1 protein-coding gene and 1 pseudogene are annotated in these 1,255 nt (G+C 66.1%); one reads left to right on the forward strand and one right to left on the reverse strand.

Features of this window, described 5'->3' with window-relative positions:
- The first annotated feature begins 129 nt into the window (after positions 1 to 129).
- Positions 130 to 696: a hypothetical protein gene (locus tag H5395_RS18310; protein WP_255440819.1), complete on the forward strand. Its 567-nt coding sequence runs from the start codon at positions 130 to 132 to the stop codon at positions 694 to 696.
- 278 nt (positions 697 to 974) lie between these two features.
- On the opposite strand, the pseudogene H5395_RS19685 reads toward H5395_RS18310, so the two are convergent.
- A pseudogene (locus H5395_RS19685) lies at positions 975 to 1,187 on the reverse strand (integrase core domain-containing protein); the annotation flags it as partial.
- Positions 1,188 to 1,255 lie beyond the last annotated feature (68 nt).

Consider the following 1,255-nt stretch of genomic DNA (forward strand, 5'->3'; position numbering starts at 1 on the left):
ACAGACGCAAAATGCCCGCTGCGGTGGGCGTGCGCCTCCGGTCGGGGCTACGCCCTCCTCCGTCACATGCCCACCGCGGCGTCTCATCCAGGTTGACGCGGAATCTCATCCTGTTTGTCGCGCAGCATCGTGCGCACCGTCATCCTCGAGGTGGTCGCCGACATCGACGACAGCGCCTCCGAGATCGTCCTTCTGATCCACTGGATCGGCGGCGTGCATACCGAGCTGCGCCTGACGAAGCGGCGTCGAGGCCAGCGCAACAGCACGGCCCCCGAGATCATCGCCGCGGTGCGCTACCTCACGCTCATCGCCTCCGATGACCTGATTGCCGGCATCCTCAACCGCAACGGTCTGCTGACCGGCCATGGTAACCGATGGACCCGCGAGCGCGTCACCGCACTCCGGTCGCATCACAAGATCCCCGTGTTCCGCCCGGCTCCGAACGGCATCGAGCCTTGGCTCAACCTGACCAACGCCGCGCGCCTGCTCGGCGTTACAACGAAGACCCTCAGACTCGCCGCCGAAGCTGGCCACATCCAGGGCATTCATCCGCTACCGGACGGCCCGTGGATCTTCGATCGCTCGGAACTCGGACATCCGGCAGCCCAGAGGCTCGTTCACCGAGCCCGACAGAACCCAAAATACCCCGCAGGATCGGACCCCGATCAGAAAGATCTACTTACCTCAACAGCATAGACAGATGGGTGTAATGAAGCAGGATTGTAGTCGGCAATCCATCCGTCGACGAACTCGATCACCGTGCGAGCGTCGGGCAAGGGTGTGATGGGGACGTAGTCGCGTTTGAGGGTTTTCACAAATGGTCTGCCCCCTGAAAAGTGGTCCTCCCTGAAGTAGGCTTTTGGCCTGCCCTGCTGGGGTGGTCCCTTTCCGATCTTGGTGCATGACGGGTGCTGGCGCCATGCTCCGGGTGGCGAAGGCGGTCCCTGCGGGACCTCGGGAGCGGGGGGCCGCTCGCCCGGGGAGGAATGCGGGCGCTTTGTGGTGCAAGGGCGGCGCCCCGCCGCGAGGACGATCTTCGCCGCGGCGAGGCTGCAGAGGATGTCGCCGGTGAGCCGCTCGTCGCGCAGCTTGGCGGTGAAGCTCTCGCAGCGGCCCGTCGTCGGGCAAACAGTCCCCCGGACCGTTTCCTGATCCTCCTCCCTCCCCGGGGGATCCAGGCTCGACAGAGGCCGTTCCGGCGCCGGCCGCGGCGATCCGGTCGCGCAGCGCGGTGGCCACGAACGCCGGGCCGTTG

The organism is Paracoccus sp. MC1854 (assembly GCF_014164635.1).
Classification (GTDB): domain Bacteria; phylum Pseudomonadota; class Alphaproteobacteria; order Rhodobacterales; family Rhodobacteraceae; genus Paracoccus.